At 65.6% G+C, this 18,624-nt stretch carries 16 protein-coding genes; 10 read left to right on the top strand and 6 right to left on the bottom strand.

Features of this window, described 5'->3' with window-relative positions:
- The 4 genes from BRAO375_RS03595 to BRAO375_RS03580 all read left to right on the top strand — a co-directional run.
- Positions 1–536 (top strand): P-loop NTPase family protein (locus BRAO375_RS03595; protein ID WP_009026093.1); only part of this gene is annotated, 536 nt, incomplete at its 5' end.
- Positions 537–683: 147 nt separating this feature from the next.
- Positions 684–2,879, top strand: coding sequence for an RNA degradosome polyphosphate kinase (locus BRAO375_RS03590; protein WP_009026092.1), 2,196 nt, complete (start codon positions 684–686; stop codon positions 2,877–2,879).
- 27 nt (positions 2,880–2,906) lie between these two features.
- A complete protein-coding gene (gene ppx / locus BRAO375_RS03585) occupies positions 2,907–4,406 on the top strand; it encodes an exopolyphosphatase (protein WP_009026091.1) in 1,500 nt (499 codons plus the stop codon).
- Between the two features lie 79 nt (positions 4,407–4,485).
- A complete protein-coding gene (locus BRAO375_RS03580) occupies positions 4,486–6,846 on the top strand; it encodes an FdhF/YdeP family oxidoreductase (protein ID WP_009026090.1) in 2,361 nt (786 codons plus the stop codon).
- Positions 6,847–6,852: 6 nt separating this feature from the next.
- Here the strand turns inward: BRAO375_RS03580 and BRAO375_RS03575 are convergent, their stop codons facing one another.
- From BRAO375_RS03575 to ndk, 3 genes are all read right to left on the bottom strand, one after another.
- Complete coding sequence (locus BRAO375_RS03575) at positions 6,853–7,275, bottom strand: globin family protein (protein ID WP_009026089.1); 423 nt, start codon at positions 7,273–7,275, stop codon at positions 6,853–6,855.
- Between the two features lie 636 nt (positions 7,276–7,911).
- Positions 7,912–8,775, bottom strand: coding sequence for a TerC family protein (locus BRAO375_RS03565; protein ID WP_009026088.1), 864 nt, complete (start codon positions 8,773–8,775; stop codon positions 7,912–7,914).
- 84 nt (positions 8,776–8,859) lie between these two features.
- A complete protein-coding gene (ndk, locus tag BRAO375_RS03560; protein ID WP_008964488.1) occupies positions 8,860–9,282 on the bottom strand; it encodes a nucleoside-diphosphate kinase in 423 nt (140 codons plus the stop codon).
- A 286-nt stretch (positions 9,283–9,568) separates the two neighbouring features.
- Between ndk and BRAO375_RS03555 the strand changes: the two genes are divergently transcribed.
- The 3 genes from BRAO375_RS03555 (at position 9,569) to BRAO375_RS03545 (ending at position 12,168) form a co-directional block, all read left to right on the top strand.
- Positions 9,569–9,847 carry a hypothetical protein gene (locus BRAO375_RS03555; RefSeq protein WP_009026087.1) on the top strand — a complete coding sequence of 93 codons (279 nt, stop codon included), beginning with the start codon at positions 9,569–9,571 and terminating at the stop codon, positions 9,845–9,847.
- Positions 9,848–10,045: 198 nt separating this feature from the next.
- The gene (locus tag BRAO375_RS03550) at positions 10,046–10,231 is read left to right on the top strand and encodes a hypothetical protein (RefSeq protein WP_009026086.1); all 186 of its coding nucleotides are present in this window, start codon (positions 10,046–10,048) and stop codon (positions 10,229–10,231) included.
- 68 nt (positions 10,232–10,299) lie between these two features.
- Positions 10,300–12,168, top strand: coding sequence for an ABC-F family ATP-binding cassette domain-containing protein (locus BRAO375_RS03545; protein ID WP_009026085.1), 1,869 nt, complete (start codon positions 10,300–10,302; stop codon positions 12,166–12,168).
- Between the two features lie 51 nt (positions 12,169–12,219).
- Here BRAO375_RS03545 and BRAO375_RS03540 read toward each other — a convergent pair whose 3' ends face one another.
- The 3 genes from BRAO375_RS03540 to BRAO375_RS03530 all read right to left on the bottom strand — a co-directional run bounded on the left by BRAO375_RS03540 (position 12,220) and on the right by BRAO375_RS03530 (position 14,902).
- Complete coding sequence (locus tag BRAO375_RS03540; protein ID WP_009026084.1) at positions 12,220–12,720, bottom strand: hypothetical protein; 501 nt, start codon at positions 12,718–12,720, stop codon at positions 12,220–12,222.
- 214 nt (positions 12,721–12,934) lie between these two features.
- Positions 12,935–13,387 (bottom strand): DNA polymerase III subunit chi, encoded by a 453-nt coding sequence (locus BRAO375_RS03535; RefSeq protein WP_009026083.1) that lies wholly within the window; start codon positions 13,385–13,387, stop codon positions 12,935–12,937.
- A gap of 15 nt (positions 13,388–13,402) precedes the next feature.
- Complete coding sequence (locus BRAO375_RS03530; protein WP_009026082.1) at positions 13,403–14,902, bottom strand: leucyl aminopeptidase; 1,500 nt, start codon at positions 14,900–14,902, stop codon at positions 13,403–13,405.
- Between the two features lie 339 nt (positions 14,903–15,241).
- On the opposite strand from BRAO375_RS03530, the gene lptF reads away from it, so the two are divergent.
- The 3 genes from lptF to BRAO375_RS03515 form a co-directional block, all read left to right on the top strand.
- A complete protein-coding gene (gene lptF / locus BRAO375_RS03525) occupies positions 15,242–16,411 on the top strand; it encodes an LPS export ABC transporter permease LptF (protein WP_009026081.1) in 1,170 nt (389 codons plus the stop codon).
- The gene (gene lptG, locus BRAO375_RS03520) at positions 16,408–17,505 is read left to right on the top strand and encodes an LPS export ABC transporter permease LptG (RefSeq protein WP_009026080.1); all 1,098 of its coding nucleotides are present in this window, start codon (positions 16,408–16,410) and stop codon (positions 17,503–17,505) included. The genes lptF and lptG overlap by 4 nt, the downstream gene beginning before the upstream one ends.
- On the top strand, positions 17,505–18,624 hold a 1,120-nt coding region (locus BRAO375_RS03515), incomplete at its 3' end, for an LPS-assembly protein LptD (protein WP_035638766.1). The genes lptG and BRAO375_RS03515, both read left to right, overlap by 1 nt.

Here is an 18,624-nt window from a genome sequence, read left to right as displayed (position 1 = left end):
CCATGTTCCTGGTCGGCCCCGACGGATCCGGCAAGAGCCATCTGGCGGCGATCTGGGCCGAGCGCGCGGGCGCCCGCTCGCTGTCCGCCCATGCGCTCGAAGCTGGCGCCGTGCCCGGCGCGCTCGCCACCGGCGCGCTGGTGCTCGAGGATCTCACGGCGGCCGATCTCGACGAGCGGGCGCTGTTCCATCTCCTCAACCTGGCGCGGCAGGACGAGGCCTACATCCTGATCACCGCGCGCGAGGCCCCGGTGGCGCTGCCGATTGTGCTCGCCGACCTCCGGTCGCGGCTGCGCGCCGTCCCGGTGATCACGCTGCTACCGCCCGATGACCAGCTGTTCCGGGCTCTGATCGTCAAGCTCGCCGCGGACCGGCAGCTGGCGATCGACGAGACGGTCGTCAGCTACCTCGCGACCCGGATCGAGCGATCCTATGCGGCGGCGCGCCAGACCGTGGCCCTGCTCGATGGGGAATCCCTGCGGCTGGGACGGCCGGTCACCCGTGCGCTCGCGGCGGAGTTGCTGCGCGACGGCTGATCCCACGTGACGGTGAGGCATCTTGACGGCGGCCGGCGGCGGAACCTCAATGGTGCCGGGAACGTCATCTCCCCGTCGCGGAGATTGGGCTACGGTCGGCCTGAGTGCCCTGATTGATGCCGTGATCGGATATGGATCGAATTTCTGATGGATACTGAGCAAGTTACTGAAATCGTAGCCAAAGAGCCGGTTGCGGCGGCCAAGCTCGAGATTGCCTCCAGCCCCGAGCGCTTCATCAACCGGGAACTGTCCTGGCTGCATTTCAACCGCCGCGTGCTCGAGGAATCGGTCAATCCGCGCCATCCCGCGCTGGAGCGGGTGCGGTTCCTGTCGATTTCGGCCAACAACCTCGATGAATTCTTCATGGTCCGCGTCGCCGGCATCCGCGCCCAGGTGCGCGAGGGCATCGCCGAACGCAGCCCCGACGGGCTCACCCCGATCGAGCAGCTCAAGCTAATCAACGAGACCGTGTCGCAGCTCGCGATCGACCAGCAGGCGATCTGGCGCGACCTGCGCAAGTTTCTCGCCGAGCTCGGCATCGTGCTGGTCGACGGCCAGGACGTCACCAAGAGCGAGCGCGCCTGGATCGAGGATCATTTCCTCGCCAACATCTTTCCGCTGCTGACGCCGCTGGCGATCGACCCGGCGCATCCGTTCCCGTTCATCCCGAGCCTCGGCTTCACCGTGGCGCTGCAGCTGATCCGCACTGCGGACGGCCGGCCGATGAACGCGCTGATCCGCATGCCCGGCAAGATCGACCGCTTCATCCGCTTCCCCGGCGCCAAGGATGGCGTGATCCGCCTGATCACGCTCGAACAGGCGACGAGCCTGTTCATCGGCCGCCTGTTCCCCGGCTACACCGTCAAGGGCCAGGGCGCGTTCCGCATCATCCGTGACAGCGAGATCGAGATCGAGGAAGAGGCAGAGGACCTGGTGCGGCTGTTCGAGACCGCGCTGAAGCGGCGCCGCCGCGGCTCGGTGATCCGGCTCGAGATCGAGGCCAACATGCCCGAGGAGCTGCGGGCATTCGTGCAGGATGCGCTCGCGACCACCGACGACGAGGTGTTCGTGGTCGACGGCGTGCTGGCGATGAACGAGCTGTCGCAGCTGACCCGGGTCGACCGGCCCGATCTCGAATTCGCGCCCTACGTGCCGCGCCATCCCGAGCGCGTCCGCGACCACGGCGGCGACATCTTTGCGGCGATCCGGCAGAAGGACCTGATCGTCCATCATCCCTACGAGTCGTTCGACGTCGTCGTGCAGTTCTTGCAGCAAGCGGCGCGCGATCCCGACGTCGTCGCCATCAAGCAGACGCTGTACCGCACGTCGAACAACTCGCCGATCGTGCGCACGCTGGTGGAAGCGGCCGAAGCCGGCAAGTCGGTCACCGCGCTGGTCGAGCTGAAGGCGCGGTTCGACGAGGAGGCCAACATCCGCTGGGCGCGCGATCTCGAGCGCGCCGGCGTGCAGGTGGTCTACGGTTTCCTGCAACTGAAGACGCATGCGAAGCTGTCGATGGTGGTGCGCCGCGAGGGCGGCAGCCTCACGACCTACGTGCACACGGGCACCGGCAACTATCATCCGGTGACGGCGCGCATCTACACCGACCTCTCCTACTTCACCTCGGACCCGGTCATCGGCCGCGATGTCACGCGGGTGTTCAACTACATCACCGGCTACGCCGAGCCGATCGACATCGAGAAGATGGCGGTCTCGCCGCTCACGCTTCGCAAGCGCATGATCGAGCACATCCATGGCGAGACCAGCTTCGCCCGGCAGGGCAAGCCGGCCGTGATCTGGATGAAGATGAACTCGCTGGTCGACCCCGATATCATCGACGCGCTGTACGAAGCTTCGCAGGCCGGCGTCTCGATCGACCTGATCGTACGCGGCATCTGCTGCCTGCGTCCGGGCATTCCCGGCCTCTCCGACAACATCCGCGTCAAATCGGTGATCGGCCGCTTCCTCGAACATGGCCGCATCTACTGCTTTGGTATGGGTCAGGGCCTGCCGAGCGCCAAGGCCGCGGTCTACATCTCCTCCGCAGACATGATGCCGCGCAATCTCGATCGCCGCGTCGAGGTGCTGTGCCCCCTGCAGAATCCGACCGTGCACCAGCAGGTGCTGGAGCAGATCATGGTCGCAAACCTGAAGGATACCGAGCAGAGCTGGCAATTGTTGCCGGACGGGTCGTCAACGCGTATGAAGGCCGCGAAGGGCGAGGAGCCGTTCAACCTGCATAATTACTTCATGACGAATCCGAGTCTGTCCGGCCGTGGAAAGTCGCTCAAGGAATCATCACCGCGCCGGCTCACGCGCCGGAACGAACGCAACTCGTCCTAGCGACCCGCTTTCCAGGGGAACGACGCGGTGAAGCGGCCCGCGCCCAGCGCCGCGAGCGTCGGCGTTATTGACATCGGCTCGAACTCGGTCCGTCTCGTCGTCTACCAGGCGCTGGAACGCAGCCTCGTCACCGTGTTCAACGAGAAGGCGCTGTGCGGGTTAGGCCGCGAGGTGCAGACGACCGGTCTGCTCGCCGCCGATGCCGTCGAGAAGGCGCTGACGGCACTGAAGCGGTTCCGTGCGCTCTGCAAGGTGCAGAAGGTCGGCGAGGTCCACGCGATCGCGACGGCGGCCTGCCGTGACGCCTCGAATGGGCCCGACTTCATCGCCAAAGCGGAGAAGATCTGCGGCGCGCCGATCCAGATTCTCTCCGGCCCCGAGGAGGCGCGCTATTCGGCGCTCGGGGTCATCTCCGGTATCCACAAGCCCGACGGCATCGTCGGCGATCTCGGCGGCGGCTCGCTGGAGCTGATCGACGTGCGCGGCCACCAGGTCCGCAGCGGCGTGACCCTGCCGCTCGGCAGCCTGGCGCTGCAGGACCTCGCCGAGAAATCCCTGAAGAAGGCGCAGCGGATCGCCAGCGAAGCGCTGACCGACCTGCCGCAACTGCTGGCCGGCCAGGGCCGCACCTTCTATGCCGTCGGCGGCACCTGGCGCGCGCTGGCGCGCATCCACATCATCCAGAGCGGTTATCCGCTCGGCGTCATGCACGGCTACGCGATTCCCGCGGCAGACGCGCTGGCCTTCGTGCGCCGGCTGCGCCGGCTCGTTGCGGCGGACATGCTGGCCGACATCGAGGCAATCGCCGAAGCGCGCCGGCCCCTGCTCGCCTATGCCGCGCTCGTGCTGGAATACATCATTCGCGTGGCCAAGCCGAGTACGGTCGTGTTCTCGACCTTTGGGGTGCGTGAGGGCCTGCTCTACTCCAAGCTGCCTGATCCCGAGCGCGCCAAGGATGGCCTGCTCTGCGCCGCGCAAGGGTTGAACGAGCTGCTGTCCCGCTCGGCGCAGCACGCGCGCGAACTGATCGACTGGACCGACCGCCTGTTCCGCGTCGTGCACATCCGCGAAACCGAGGAGGAGCGCAGGCTGCGCCACGCCGCATGCCTGATGTCCGACATCGGCTGGCGCATGCATCCGGATCATCGCGGCGAGCAGACCTACGGCATCATCCTCAACGGCAATTTCGGCTCGATCAGTCATGAGGGCCGCATCTTCGTGGCGCTGTCGGTGTTCTTCCGCTATGAGGGCCTGCGCGACGAGGCGCCTGCCCCTGCCCTCACCGAGCAGCTGAGCCCGGCCCAGATCGATCGCGCGCGCCTGCTCGGCACGGCGTTCCGCGTCGCGCATCTGATCTCCGCGGCCAGGCCCGGCGTTCTGTCCGCCACGCATTTCCGCACCCAGGACCGCAAGCTGATGCTGGTGTTCGAGCATCATCTGGTCGATCTCGTCGCCGACCGCGTCGGCGGGCGCTTCAAGCAGCTCGCCCGCCTGCTCGGCCGCTCCGGCTCCGTCGTGCTGAGCTAAGCGGACGCCGTCTCGCCATTGGAACGGCGCTCTCGATCTCACGTTGGCCAAGCTCCGTGCATCCGTGTGGAGAGCCGACTTGGCCGAGACCCGCAAAAGCATCGTCAACAGCCCGGCCGGCGGCTGGGGCGCGCTGAATGCCACCGAGGCGCATCTCGCGCGCCAGGAGATTCTCGTGCGCGGCAATCGCGCGCTGCTGTCGATGAACAAGCCCGGCGGCTTCGACTGTCCGAGCTGCGCCTGGCCCGACCCGCGCAAGCCGCACACCTTCGAATATTGTGAGAACGGCGCCAAGGCGGTGGCCTGGGAAGCCACGCGCAAGCGCGCGACGCCGGAGTTCTTCGCCGCACACACCGTCACCGAACTCAGCGGCTGGACCGATCACGCGATCGAGGACGTGGGACGGCTGACCGAGCCGATGCGCTACAATTCGGCGACCGACAAATACGAGCGTGCCAGCTGGGGCGAGGCCTTTGCGGCCATCGGCGCCGAGCTGCGCGCGCTCGATCCCCGGCGTATCGAGCTCTATACCTCCGGGCGCACTTCCAACGAAGCGGCGTTCCTGTATCAGACGTTCGGCCGCCTGCTCGGCACCAACAATTTTCCCGACTGCTCGAACATGTGCCACGAGACCACGACCGTGGCGCTGCCCGAGAGCATCGGCGTCGGCAAGGGCACGGTCGACCTCGACGATTTCGAAGACTGCGATGCCATCTTCATCTTCGGCCAGAACCCCGGCACCAACAGCCCGCGCATGCTCGGCTATCTCCACGACATGGCCAAGCGCGGTGTGCCGATCGTCACCTTCAATCCGCTGAAGGAGCGCGGTCTCATCGCCTTCGCCAACCCGCAGAATGCCGTGGAGATGCTGACCGGCGGCGGACAGAAGATCTCGTCGCAATATTTTCAGCTGCGCGTCGGCGGCGACATCGCCGCCGTTCAGGGCATCTGCAAGGCGGTGCTGGCAGCAGCCGAGTCCTCGACCGGGAGCAAGCGCATTCTCGACGAGGCATTCATCGCGCAGCATACGCACGGCTTCCAGGCGTTCGCGACCTACCTGCGCAACCTGCCGTGGGAGCGGCTCGAGCACTACAGCGGGCTGTGCCGCGCCGACATGGAGACGGCGGCCGACATCTACATGAAGGCCGAGCGCGTCATCGCCTGCTGGGGCATGGGGATCACGCAGCACCGCCGCGGCGGCGATGCCATGCAGCAGATCATGAATTTGTTGTTCCTGCGCGGCAATGTCGGCCGCAAGGGCGCCGGCGCCTGCCCGATCCGCGGCCATTCCAACGTGCAGGGCGACCGCACCGTCGGCATCTACCAGAAGCCGAAGGAGCCGTTCCTGCGGAGGATGGACGACGTGTTCGGTTTCAACTCTTCGCGCGAGCCGGGGCATGATGTCGCGCAATGCTGCGAGGCGATTCTCCGCCACGAGGTCGACGCCTTCATCTCCATGGGCGGCAATTTCTTCCGCGCCATTCCCGACAATGCCCGCGTCGCGGCCGAGGTGCCGCGGCTGCGCCTGACCGTCTATGTCGCAACCAAGCCGAACCTCTCGCACATGACGCACGGATTGTCGTCATGGCTGCTGCCCTGTCTCGGGCGCACAGAGCGTGACGTCCAAAACGGACAGGTGCAGACCATCACGATCGAGGACAGCTTCTCGATGGTGCACGGCTCGGTCGGACTGCTGGAGCCGGCCCGTCCGCATCTCAGATCCGAGATCGACATCGTCTGCGGACTTGCCAGGGCGGCCGTTGCGGACCGAGCCGCGATCGACTGGGATGCGTTCGTCAACGACTACAGCCTGATCCGCGACAAGATCGAGGCGGTGTTTCCCGATCAGTTCAACAACTACAACGCCCGCATCGCCCAGCCCGGCGGCTTCCGCCTGCCCAACGGTGCCCGCGAGCGAAAATGGGACACACCGACCGGCAGGGCCAACTTCCTGTTCAAGGACGGCCTGATCGATGCCGACGACGATGCACCGGAGGCACCGCATCTGCAGCTGATCACGCTGCGCAGCCACGACCAGTTCAACACCACCGTCTACTCCAATGACGACCGCTACCGCGGCGTCCGCGGCGAGCGCATGGTGGTGTTCATGAATGCGCGCGACATCTCTGCGCTGGGCCTGCAGGAGGGCGCGATGATCGAGTTCGCGACCGTGTGGCACGATGACATCGACCGCCGCCTCGGTGGCTTCCGCGTGGTCGCCTTCGACATCCCGCCAGGCTGCTGCGCAGCCTATTACCCGGAGACCAACGGCCTGCTTCCCCTCGCCCATCGCGACGAACGCAGCAACACGCCGGCCGCCAAGTCGGTACCGGTCCGAATCACGGCCGTGGCGCCGGGTGAGCCGGTGGCCGCCGATGGCGGCGTCGCCGAGCACGGCCGTGCCCGAGAGACCGATCCGACGAGCGTCCCTCTGGCTTGAGCCGGATCAGGGGCGCGGCGCGCCGGCCGGAATGGCGATCATGCGCTGGGCGATGATGTCGTAGACCTTGCGCCAGGCTTGCTCAACCTCGTGGGTCCAATGCGGGCCGAGGCTTTTCGCGAGTGTCCAGAGCAGCGCCTCGCCGACCACCGGATAGTGCGCCGGCTGGACGCCGTAACGTGCGTGGTTGCGGCCGAGAATGTCGGTGCTCGCCAGCAGGCCTGTCATCTGGTCGAGACTGCCGACCAGCACCGCCAGCGTCGCGATGAAGTCGCGCTTGAGCACGTCCATGTCGGCCGGAAACATCGAGCGGCATTCCGGCGCGAGCTCGAAGAGGCGATTGTAGAACGTCGTGGTCATCTCCGTGGCCCGGGCAAACACCATGTCGAACGACGACCTGACATGGCCGATCTCGTCTGCGGTCAGCATTCCCAAATCCAAAGCTTCAAATAGGTCTGATCTTGTGGTGCGATCGGTTGAACTCCGACGGGTGGTGTCGCCGCGGAACGATCGGGTTCAAGACTACGACCCAGTCGACCACGCCATACGGTATTCGTCCGAGGCGCGACACCGTGCCGCAGCGTATCGACATCTCATCCCAAGGCCACGATCACGCGACGGGCGCTCGCCGGTAGCCGAGCAGTCATGCATGCTGATTGAGCAGCGCCGCGCGATGAAGCTGCGTGCAGCATGAACACTTCCTGGACATCGATGCCATGCTGCACCGGCCTTGCCGACAGCCGAAGAACGATGTTCTCACGACAACCGCGACGGCCGAGCTCGAGCAGCTTCTGAGCGCTCGCGACCGGGGCCCAACCGATCGCGACGGCGGAACGGCAGCTGATTTCCGCATCGTGCCCGACATCCCACAGCGATCAAGGCCGGTGGGAGCGTGATCGATCGCAGCCGTGCCGGTCTGCTGTTGATAGAGATCGGCACTGCGCGGGCACGACGTCGGCTTGATGATCACGACCGGTGCGAAGTTGGGCTGACCGCAACAGCGCGACGCTCCACAGGAGCGCTTCCGCGGACCTGTGCGACGGCGCGCATCAAGACGGTGCTTGGCTACGGCAGATTGACACCGCGGGCCGGCACTGCATCCAGCTCGGCCTTGGCCTGATGCTGCAGGGCGCGACCCCGCCAGATCGAGCCGGCGACCAGCACCACGGCGGCGCCGAGCAGCGACATCAGCGTCTCCATGACGTCGATATGGCTGGCGAGATTGGTCTTGCCGCCGAACAGGCCGGAGGCCGCATCGATGCTGATGTGGACAGTGCCGTCGAGCAGATGATGCAGCAGCGGCTCGATCGCGGGGTCGGTTGCGATCACCTCGCCGGCCACCCAGCCGAGCAGCATGGCACCGAGCCAGACCAGGATCGGGAAACGGTCGAGCACCAGCATGATCAGTGCGGCGCCCGCGATGATCAGCGGGATGCTCATGGCGAGACCGATGATCAGCAGCGACGCCTGGCCATTCGCAGCAGCGGCTACTGCAATCACGTTGTCGAGGCTCATCACGAGATCGGCGAGCGCGACGATACGCACCGCATGCCACAGCGTGGTGCCGGCCGCGATGTCGTCGTTCTCGTCCTCGGGAACCAGCAGCTTGGCGGCGATCACGAGCAATGCGAGGCCGCCGATCAGCTTCAGATAGGGCAGCGCCATCAAGGTGGCGACGATGCCGGTGAAGGCGATACGCAACGCGACCGCGATGCCGGAGCCGGCCACCATGCCCCAGAAGCGGTGCCTGCCATGCAGGCCGCGACAGGCCAGCGCGATGACCAGTGCGTTGTCGCCCGACAACAGCACGTTGATCCAGATGATCTTGCCGAGCGCGAGCCAGAATCCGGGGCTTTGCAGATCGGCTTCGAATTGCGCGAGGAGATGGCCGTAAGTGGCGGGATCAGCGAGCTGCGACAGCCAGTTCACGGCCAGACCTTCCAGATGCGTTCGACGGGAATTGCCCGATCGGAAAACAGGCGGCGGAGCCAGGCCCCGCCGCCGTGATCATCGTCAGCCGACGATCTCGTTGCCCGAGAAGAACTGCGCGATCTCGATCGCAGCCGTTTCCGGTGCGTCCGAGCCGTGCACGGAGTTCTCGCCGATCGACTTCGCATGCGCCTTTCGGATGGTGCCCTCGGCGGCCTTGGACGGATCGGTGGCGCCCATCACGTCGCGGTACTTCAGGATGGCGCCCTCGCCTTCGAGCACCTGGACCACGACCGGGCCCGAGATCATGAAGTCGACGAGCTCGCCGAAGAACGGCCGCGCCTTGTGCACGGCATAGAAGGTCTCTGCCTGGTCGCGGGTCATCCGGATGCGCTTCTGGGCCACGATCCGCAGGCCGGCCTTCTCGATCAGCGCATTGATCGCGCCGGTCAGGTTACGCTCGGTCGCGTCGGGCTTGATGATCGAAAAGGTGCGCTCAATCGCCATGGATATCGTCCTTGCAGATGCGGGTTTTGGGTGAGTTGCGGGCTTATATCGACGCGATTGGCCGACGGCAAGCGACCGGACCCGTGCCCGAGGCGCGACGCCTTACGACAATTTCACGATTCTGAACATAGTCTGAAGGGACCGTGCGACCGTCGTTCAGCTCCGGCGTATTAACTTGCTCTCTATCGGGCGAAGACGAGCCAGCAACGTTCCGGTGGCCGCCTTTTCCCAGCCTCATCCCTCGGACCATTTCGGCGCCACCAGCGCTGTCATCCAGGAGACGACCATGTTGCGCAAACTCTTCCTTACCGTGGCGGCCGCCGTGTCCCTGGGCGCAGCCGCCCTCGCCCCGACCGCCGCCTCGGCCCATTGGCACGGTGGCTGGCATGGCGGCGGTTGGCACCATGGTTGGCACGGCGGCTACGGCTGGCACCGCCCGTTCTATGGGCCCCGCGTGTTCGTCGGTGGCCCGGCCTACAGCTACGGCTATGGCGGCTGCTACGTCCGCCGCGTGGTTCCGACCCCCTGGGGACCGCGCTGGCGCTGGATCAACCGCTGCTACTGATACGAGCTTTGATACGAGCCTAGGACGGCATCCGCCCCCCGCCGCTCCGAACTCGCATTGCCCCGGCGTCTCCCCCACGCCGGGGCTTTTTTCATGCATTTTCAACTAAATCCGACGCATTCCGGCCGCGGCCGGAAACAATTCCGCCGGCCAGGACTTGTCACGGCATCATATTGCAACTGCCCGTGGAACTCCGTCATGACTGGCCGCACCGCCGACTTCAGCGAGCAGCTCGATCGCAAGACCAGCCGATCGATCTGTGACGCCGTGGGCGAACGGCTGCAGCGCAGCCTGCCGCCCGAGGGATCCCATCTGCCCGATCCGCTGGCGCATCTGATGAACGAACTGCGCAAGAGGGACGAGCCGCTCGCGCGCTTCGATTGACCCTGCCGGACGACTGAGACCGCCACAAAGCGGTTGCGTTTGGCCGCGCGCGCGGTGACAAGGCGCGCATGCTTTCCATCACCGACATCTCCATCCGTCTCGCCGGACGGCTTCTGATCGACCAGAGCTCGGTGCAGATCCCACCTGGCGCGCGCGTCGGCCTGGTCGGTCGTAACGGCACCGGCAAGTCGACCCTGTTCAAGGCGATCCGCGGCGAACTGTCGCTGGAGAACGGTAGCATCAGCCTGCCGCCGCGCTGGCGGGTCGGCAGTCTGGCCCAGGAGGCCCCGAGCGGGCCCGAGAGCCTGATCGAGGTCGTTCTCCGGGCTGACCTCGAGCGCGATGCGCTGCTCCGCGAAGCCGAGACGGCCGAAGATCCCCATCGCATCGCCGAGATCCAGACCCGGCTGGTCGACATCGACGCACATTCGGCGCCGGCGCGCGCCGCCGCCATCCTCAGTGGCCTCGGCTTCTCCGCCGCCGACCAGGCCCGCGCGTGCTCGGAATTCTCCGGCGGCTGGCGCATGCGCGTGGCGCTCGCCGCCACCTTGTTCGCGGCGCCCGACCTGCTGCTGCTCGACGAGCCGACCAACTATCTCGACCTCGAAGGCACGCTGTGGCTCGAGGACCATCTCGCGCATTACCCGCGCACGGTGATCGTGATCAGCCATGACCGCGATCTGCTGGAGACCTCGGTCGATCAGATCCTGCATCTCGACCGGGGCAAGCTGACGCTCTATCGCGGCGGCTACTCCTCGTTCGAGGAGCAGCGCGCGACACGCGAGATGCTCGACGCCAAGGCGGTGAAGCGCCAGGAGGCGGAGCGCGCGCGGCTGCAGGCGTTCGTCGAACGCTTCAAGGCCAAGGCATCGAAGGCGCGCCAGGCGCAATCCCGCGTCAAGATGCTGGAGCGGATGAAGCCGATCACCGCACTCGTCACTCAGGACGTGCACGAGATCACGTTTCCCGCTCCGGAGAAGCTGCTGTCGCCGCCGATCATCGCCGTCGACAATGCCTCGGTCGGCTACGACCCGGCGCAGCCGGTGCTCAACCGCGTCACCTTGCGCATCGACAATGATGATCGGGTCGCGCTGCTCGGCGCCAACGGCAACGGCAAGTCGACGCTCGTGAAGCTGCTCGCCGGCCGGCTCGCGCCATTCTCCGGCAAGCTCACCCGCGCCGACAAGCTGTCGATCGCCTACTTCGCCCAGCATCAGCTCGACGAGCTCGACGAGGACGGCTCGCCCTACAGCCATGTCCGCAAGCTGATGGGCGATGCGCCGGAATCGAAGGTGCGGGCGCGCGCAGGCGCGATCGGCTTCTCCGGCAAGGCGGCGGACACCTCGGTGAGGAGTCTCTCTGGCGGCGAGAAGGCGCGGCTGCTGCTCGGGCTCGCGACCTTCTACGGCCCTAACATGATCATCCTGGACGAGCCGACCAATCATCTCGACATCGACAGCCGCGCCGCACTCGCCGAAGCGATCAACGAATTTCCCGGCGCGGTGATCATGGTGTCGCACGACCGCTATCTGATCGAGGCCTGCGCCGACCGGCTGTGGGTCGTTGCCGACCGCACCGTGAAGACCTATGACGGCGATCTCGACGACTACCGGCGCATGATCCTGTCGTCGCGCAGCGGCGCATCGACGCGCGAGACGGAACGCCCGCAGCCGAGCGAGAAGACGGAGCGGCCGCGCGGCGACAACAAGCGTGGCGCGCTGAAGCAGAAGATCACCGCCGCCGAAGCCGAGATTGCGCGCATCACAGACATCATCGCCAAGATCGACGGCGCGCTGTCGCTGCCGGACATCTTCACCCGCGATCCGAAGCAGGCGGCACAGCTGTCCAAAGCGCGCGCCAATGCCGCTGACGCGCTGGCGCGCGCTGAAGAGCAGTGGCTGGAGGCCAGCTCGCTGTATGATGAGGCGACCGGCTGACGAACCTGAATTCGTCAGCTGAACCCGTCGCCCAACACGATCAGAACTCGATCAGGTCGCGCGCTTCTTCGTCTTGCTCGGCTTGGCGATCTTCGGAGCCGGACCGGGATCAGGCGCCCGCTCCACCGATGACAGGCGGCCCGCGGTGAAGGTGTAGACGCCCGAACGCGGACCCCGCAGCCATGTCACGGTGGCGACGCGATCGCCGCCGTTGTTGCCGATGTTGACACTGTCCGGCGCCCCGATGCCGCGCACCACGTCACATTCAGTGTGACCGAGCGCGACGGTGCCGCCCGCAGCCGGCGGCGGCGCAGCGGCCGCATCGTTGCTCAACGCATTCGCGCCAGCCGCACCGGCAGCCGGCGCCATGCCGGGACAACCCCCGTCGGCGCTGACGAGATCCTCGGGGCTGACGGGCTTGTCAGGCGAGAGCGGCGGGGCGTCGATCGAGATGTTCCTGATGAACAGGCGCTGTGGCCGGTTGAACCATTCGGCGTCCTTGGACAGGAAATCGGGCGTGCTCGAACATCCGGACACGACCGTTGCAAGCAAAAGGAACGGCAGAACGCGCGTCAGTTGTTTGTTATGGTCTCGCACGATGAACCTTGCTGAATTGCAACCTGTGGACACTCTAAGGTGTTGTCCCACCATCACTTTGCGGCACGTTCGTGACTTTGCCAACGCTGTCGCCGGCAAATCGCCAGTTTATCATTAATCCCCCGGCGCGGCCATCTTGGCCCCGAGCACATCGCCACGGCTTACGCCATCATTGCCGACGTTGCCAACGCCCGCGCTCGTCAGCCTGCCAATAGGTGACCTCGAATCCACGGCTTTTGCAATCGGTCCAGGCTGACCGCGCTGCAGCGAGAGCGTCGGCATCGTCGCCGTTGAACACCAGCACCATGCGTTCATAGCTGTGCGAATCGGATGGCAGCGGCGCGTTGTCGACCAGAAACCTGACTTTGGCGCCGTTGGGGTTGCTGTCCTCGATCGCCAGCACGATCGGCTGCTCGGCCACGTCGGCCACCCGCCAGGTGGCGTGTGGCAGAAACGAGTCGTCACGATAGGTCCACAGATGCGCATCGAGCGCATCTGCACGTTCCTCCGAGGTCGACTGCACCACCACCCGCCAGCCGCGCTCGAGCGATTTCTCGAGCAGCGGCGGCAGCACGCCTTCCACCGTCATGTTCTGCAGATGATAGAACAGGACCTCGGTCATGCGCGCAGGCGTCCCTTAGGCTTTGGCCTCGTAGGAATCCCAGACAAGTCGATCGAGCAGGCGAACCCCGTAGCCGGATCCCCAGCTCTGGTTGATCTCCGATTTCGGAGCGCCCATCGCGGTGCCGGCGATGTCGAGATGCGCCCATGGCGTGTCGTTGACGAAGCGCTGCAGGAATTGCGCGGCTGTGATCGAGCCGCCATGGCGACCGCCGGTGTTCTTCATGTCGGCGAACTGCGAGTCGATCAGCTTGTCGTATTCGGAGCCCAGCGGCATGCGCCAGACCTTCTCGCCGGTCTCCTGCCCTGCTTTCAGCAACTTGTCGGCCAGATCATCATTGTTGGCGAACAGGCCGGCATGCTCGGTGCCGAGCGCGACCATGATCGCGCCGGTCAGCGTGGCCAAGTCGATCATGAATTTCGGCTTGTACTTGGTCGCGACGTACCAGAGCACGTCGGCGAGAACCAGCCGCCCTTCCGCGTCGGTGTTGATGATCTCGATGGTCTGGCCGGACATCGAGGTGACGATGTCACCCGGACGCTGCGCGTTGCCGTCCGGCATGTTTTCGACCAGGCCGATCGCGCCGATCACATTCGCTTTTGCCTTGCGGGCCGCCAGCGCATGCATCAGGCCGACGACGCAGGCGGCGCCGCCCATGTCGCCCTTCATGTCCTCCATCGAGCCGGCCGGCTTGATCGAGATGCCGCCGGTGTCGAAGCACACGCCCTTGCCGATGAAGGCGGCCGGCTGGTCGCCCTTCTTGCCGCCATTGTAGCGCATCACCACGGTGCGGCTCGGCCGCGCCGAGCCCTGGCCGACGCCGAGCAGCGCGCCCATGCCGAGCTTCTTCATCGCCGGCACGTCGAGGATCTCGACGGTCACGCCGAGCTTGCGCAGCGCGGCGGCGCGCTTGGCGAACTCCTCGGGGTAAAGCACGTTCGGCGGCTCGTTGACGAGGTCACGGGCGAGAATCACCCCATCGGTGACGTGCGCGCGGGGCGCGAACGCCTTCTTGGCCGCGGCCACATCGGCCACAGCGACCGAGACGGTCGCGCTGACACTGCCGTCCTCGTCCTTCTTCTTGGTCTTGTAGCGATCGAATCGATATGCCCGCAGCCTGATGCCGGCGGCCAGCGACGATACCTGGTCCGGCGTCATCGGAGCGGACGGCAGCTCGGCGAGCACCGTCACGGCTTCAGCTCCGGCATTCAGCTTTCCCGTTAAGGTCCCGCCGTACTTGAGAAAATCCTTTTCCTTGTGATCGCCGCCCTTGCCCGTCCCGATCACGATCAAGCGCTGAATCTTGATTCCTTCGGGTGCCAGCAGGTCGAGCACCGCGCCATCCTTGCCCTTGAACCGCGCCGCCCCGGCCGCGCGCTTGATCAGGTCCGCGGCTCCCCCGAGCGCCTTGTCGGTCGCGACTCCTAGCCGCAGTGAATCGTCACAAAACGCCACAACGATACCGCGCGGGGCGGTCGACAGCGGGACGAAGCCGACCTTGAGGGTGTCGGACATCAAGCAATCCTCCAGATTTTCGACGTGAGAGCCGCCGTGACCGGGTCAAAATCCGAGCGGACGGACGGGGTTGGCGGCAGTTCGGAACCCAACTTGGCAGCAGTATGGCCTGCCTGGACCGGAGCTGCCAAGTCTTCCCGTGGCGGGGCGGCCACAACGGTGAAATTTCGACCACATTTTCGTGGCGCCACGCCACAGCCATTTTGTCGACGGATCAAAGGGATGGTAGAGATATTCACCGCTCTTGGAACGCGACGGCGCTAGGCTTGCTGGGGACCCGTTTCAAGGGTGGCCGCAGCGCTCGTTCCGGGACTGCTGATGTGGGATCGAGCGCACACGATGGGGTCCATCGACAGGTACATCTTTCGCACGACGCTCGCGTCGTTCGCGTTGGTGCTGGTCAGCCTCACCGGCGTGATCTGGATTACGCAGGCGCTGCGCGGCATCGACCTGATGACCAGTCAGGGCCAGACCATCCTAACCTTCCTCGGCATCACCGGCCTCGTGATCCCCTCGCTGCTCGGCGTCATCGCGCCGATCGCGCTGATGATCGCGGTTTCGCATACGCTGAACAAGCTCGCGACCGATTCGGAAATCATCGTGATGAACGCCGCCGGCATGTCGCCGATCCGGCTGTTCGTGCCGTTCGCCTACGCCACTTGCGTGGTCGCCCTGCTGGTCACAGTCCTGGCGTCCTTTATCGCGCCCGACGGCCTGCGCCGGATCAAGCAGTGGGATGCCGAGATCACCGCCGACGTGCTCACCAACATCCTGCAGCCCGGACGTTTCGCGCAGCTCGATCAGAACCTGACGATCAGGATCGGCGAGCGGCAGCCCGGCGGCGAGCTGAAGAGCATCCTGATCGACGACCGCCGCGACCCCAAGGAGCGGATCACGATCATCGCCGAGAAGGGCACCGTGGTGAAGAACGCCGACGGCTCGTTCCTGGTGCTGGAGGACGGCAATCTCGAGCGGTTCGAGATCGGCAAGCGCGAGCCGGCGATGGTCGCGTTCGCGCGCTACGCCTTCGACATGTCGAAGTTCTCGAATCAAGGCCGCGACGTGACGCTCGGAATCCGCGAGCGCTATGTATGGGAGCTGATGGCGCCGGCCGAGGATGACCCGATCTACAAGCAGATCCCCGGACAATTCCGGCAGGAACTGCACGACCGCTTCCTGGCCCCGATCTATCCGTTCGCCTTCGCCGCCCTCACCTTCGCGTTTCTGGGCGCGCCGCGCACCACGCGCCAGAGCCGCAACTTCTCGTTCGGCAGCGCCATCCTTGCCGTGTTCGGCGTGCGCATGGCCGGATTCGCCTGCTCCGTGATGACCGTGAAGACGCCGATCGCGGCGCTGATCCAGTATCTGATGCTGTTCGGCGTGCTCGGGCTGAGCATCTGGATCATCGTCGGCGGCGTGGTGGTCGAGCCGCCGGCCCGCCTCATGGAGGCGATCAACCGGTCCAATGCGCGGATCGCGCGGCTGTTCAGAAGGCCCGCCACCGCATGAGCATGATCACCAACACGCTCGGGCGCTACTTCGCCGGCCGTTTCCTGGTCTCGGCGGTCGGCGTGTTCGCGAGCATCTTCCTGCTGCTGGTGCTGGTCGATTACATCGAGATGGTGCGCAGGACGTCGGGGCTGGCCTCGGCCTCGGCGCTGATGGTCGCCGAGACGTCGCTGTTTCGTGTGCCGCAGCTGCTCGAGAAGATGATGCCGTTCTGCGTGCTGATCGGCGCCATGACCTGCTATCTGGCACTGTCGCGCCGGCTCGAGCTGGTGGTGGCGCGCGCCGCCGGCGTGTCCGCCTGGCAGTTCATCGCGCCGGCGCTGGCCAGCGCGATCATGCTCGGACTGATGGCGACGACGCTGTACAACCCGATGTCCGCCAATCTGCGCGAGCTGTCCAAGCGGATGGAAGCCGAGCTGTTCGGATCGGCGCCGGGCGGCGGCGTGCAGGATGCGTCCGGCTTCTGGCTGAACCAGCTCAATCCCGACGGCTCGGTGATCATCAACGCCGCGCGCAGCGAGCAGCAGGGCGTTCGTCTCACCGGCCTGACCCTGTTCCGTTTTGATACGCAGAATCGCTTCAAGGACCGAATCGAAGCGCGCGAGGCGACGCTCGAGGACGGTCAGTGGCTGTTCAAATCGGTTCGCCGATTCTCGCTCGATGCCCCACCCGTCGACGAACCGACGTTCATCTTGCCCACAACCCTGACGCCGGCGCAGGTCCGCAACAGCTTCTCCACCCCCGAAACTGTGTCGTTTTGGCAACTGCCGAGCTACATCCGTTCGTCGGAGAGCTCGGGCTTCGCGACCGCGGGGTACCGACTGCAGTATCATAAGCTGATCGCACAGCCATTTTTGCTGGCTGCGATGGTCATGCTGGCTGCGTCCGTGTCCCTCAGGTTCTTCCGTATGGGTGGCGTTCAGAAAATGGTTTTGAGTGGCGTGGGCGCCGGCTTTCTGCTCTACGTGCTGTCGAAAGTAACGGAAGATTTGAGCAAGGCTGCGTTGATGAATCCGATCGCTGCGGCGTGGCTGCCGGTGTTCGTCGGCGGCCTCACCGGTTTTATGGCCTTGCTCTACCAGGAGGACGGCTAGTGTCGTTCGTTGCCGTCCGTCAGACCGCGCTCGCCGCGCTCCGGCTGCATGCCGTTGCGCGCCGCGTTTGCGCGCGCGCCCGTTGCGCCGGGTCTGCCGTACTCGCAGCCGCGTTCGCGCTGACGCTCGGCCTCGTGCTTGCCGCCGCGGTCGATGCGACGCTGTCGCCTGCTGCTGCCCAGAGCTTCACCTACAATCCGCGCCCGCCGAAGGCGCCGCCGCCGCGCGTTGCCAACGACAACCAGATGCTGGTGCAGGCGACCGAGGTCGACTACGACTACAACAACTCGCGCGTCTCTGCGGTCGGCAACGTCCAGCTGTTCTACAACGGCACTTCGGTCGAAGCCGACCGGGTGATCTACGACCAGAAGACCAAGCGCCTGCATGCGGAAGGCAACATCCGCATGACCGACGCTGACGGCAAGATCACCTACGCCAACAGCCTCGACCTTTCGGACGACTATCGCGACGGCTTTGTCGATTCGCTGCGCGTCGAGACCGAGGACCAGACCCGGATGGCGGCGACGCGCGCCGACCGGTCCAAAGGCAATTACACCGTGTTCGAGAACGGTGTTTATACGGCGTGCGCGCCGTGCAAGGACGATCCGAAGAAGCCGCCGCTGTGGCAGGTCAAGGGTGCGCGCATCATCCACGACCAGACCGAGAAGATGCTGTATTTCGAGAACGCCCAGCTCGAATTTTTCGGCGTTCCGCTCGCCTACATCCCCTACTTCTCGACGCCCGACCCGACGGTGAAGCGCAAGAGCGGCTTCCTGATGCCTGGCTTCTCCCAGACGGCTGGCTACGGTTTCGGCGTCGACATTCCCTACTACTGGGCGATCGCGCCGGATTATGACGCGACGTTCACGCCGCGCATCACCTCGCGGCAGGGCGTGCTGGTGCAGACCGAGTTCCGCCAGCGCCTCAGCAATGGCGGCTATCAGGTGCGCCTCTACGGCATCGACCAGCTGAACCGCAACGCGTTCGCCGGCCAGCCGGGCGATCGCCAGTTCCGCGGCGGCATCGACACCAAGGGCCAGTTCGCACTCAACGATAAATGGGTGGTCGGCTGGGACGGCATCCTGTTGTCCGACTACACGTTCCTGTCGGACTATCGGC

Source organism: Bradyrhizobium sp. ORS 375 (genome assembly GCF_000239775.1).
In the GTDB taxonomy this organism is placed as follows: domain Bacteria; phylum Pseudomonadota; class Alphaproteobacteria; order Rhizobiales; family Xanthobacteraceae; genus Bradyrhizobium.
The sequence above is the reverse complement of the archived record's forward strand: the minus strand, read 5'-3'. Positions and strand labels throughout refer to the sequence as shown.

What these genes read in the sequence shown, in the direction of transcription:
- lptF (WP_009026081.1), top strand. Translation starts at nt 15,242, where the DNA reads ATGGGGTCCATCGACAGGTACATCTTTCGCACGACGCTCGCGTCGTTC.
- lptG (WP_009026080.1), top strand. Translation starts at nt 16,408, where the DNA reads ATGAGCATGATCACCAACACGCTCGGGCGCTACTTCGCCGGCCGTTTC.
- BRAO375_RS03590 (WP_009026092.1), top strand. Translation starts at nt 684, where the DNA reads ATGGATACTGAGCAAGTTACTGAAATCGTAGCCAAAGAGCCGGTTGCG.
- BRAO375_RS03535 (WP_009026083.1), bottom strand. Translation starts at nt 13,387, where the DNA reads ATGACCGAGGTCCTGTTCTATCATCTGCAGAACATGACGGTGGAAGGC.
- ndk (WP_008964488.1), bottom strand. Translation starts at nt 9,282, where the DNA reads ATGGCGATTGAGCGCACCTTTTCGATCATCAAGCCCGACGCGACCGAG.
- BRAO375_RS03530 (WP_009026082.1), bottom strand. Translation starts at nt 14,902, where the DNA reads ATGTCCGACACCCTCAAGGTCGGCTTCGTCCCGCTGTCGACCGCCCCG.
- BRAO375_RS03575 (WP_009026089.1), bottom strand. Translation starts at nt 7,275, where the DNA reads ATGCTGACCGCAGACGAGATCGGCCATGTCAGGTCGTCGTTCGACATG.
- BRAO375_RS03555 (WP_009026087.1), top strand. Translation starts at nt 9,569, where the DNA reads ATGTTGCGCAAACTCTTCCTTACCGTGGCGGCCGCCGTGTCCCTGGGC.
- BRAO375_RS03545 (WP_009026085.1), top strand. Translation starts at nt 10,300, where the DNA reads ATGCTTTCCATCACCGACATCTCCATCCGTCTCGCCGGACGGCTTCTG.
- BRAO375_RS03550 (WP_009026086.1), top strand. Translation starts at nt 10,046, where the DNA reads ATGACTGGCCGCACCGCCGACTTCAGCGAGCAGCTCGATCGCAAGACC.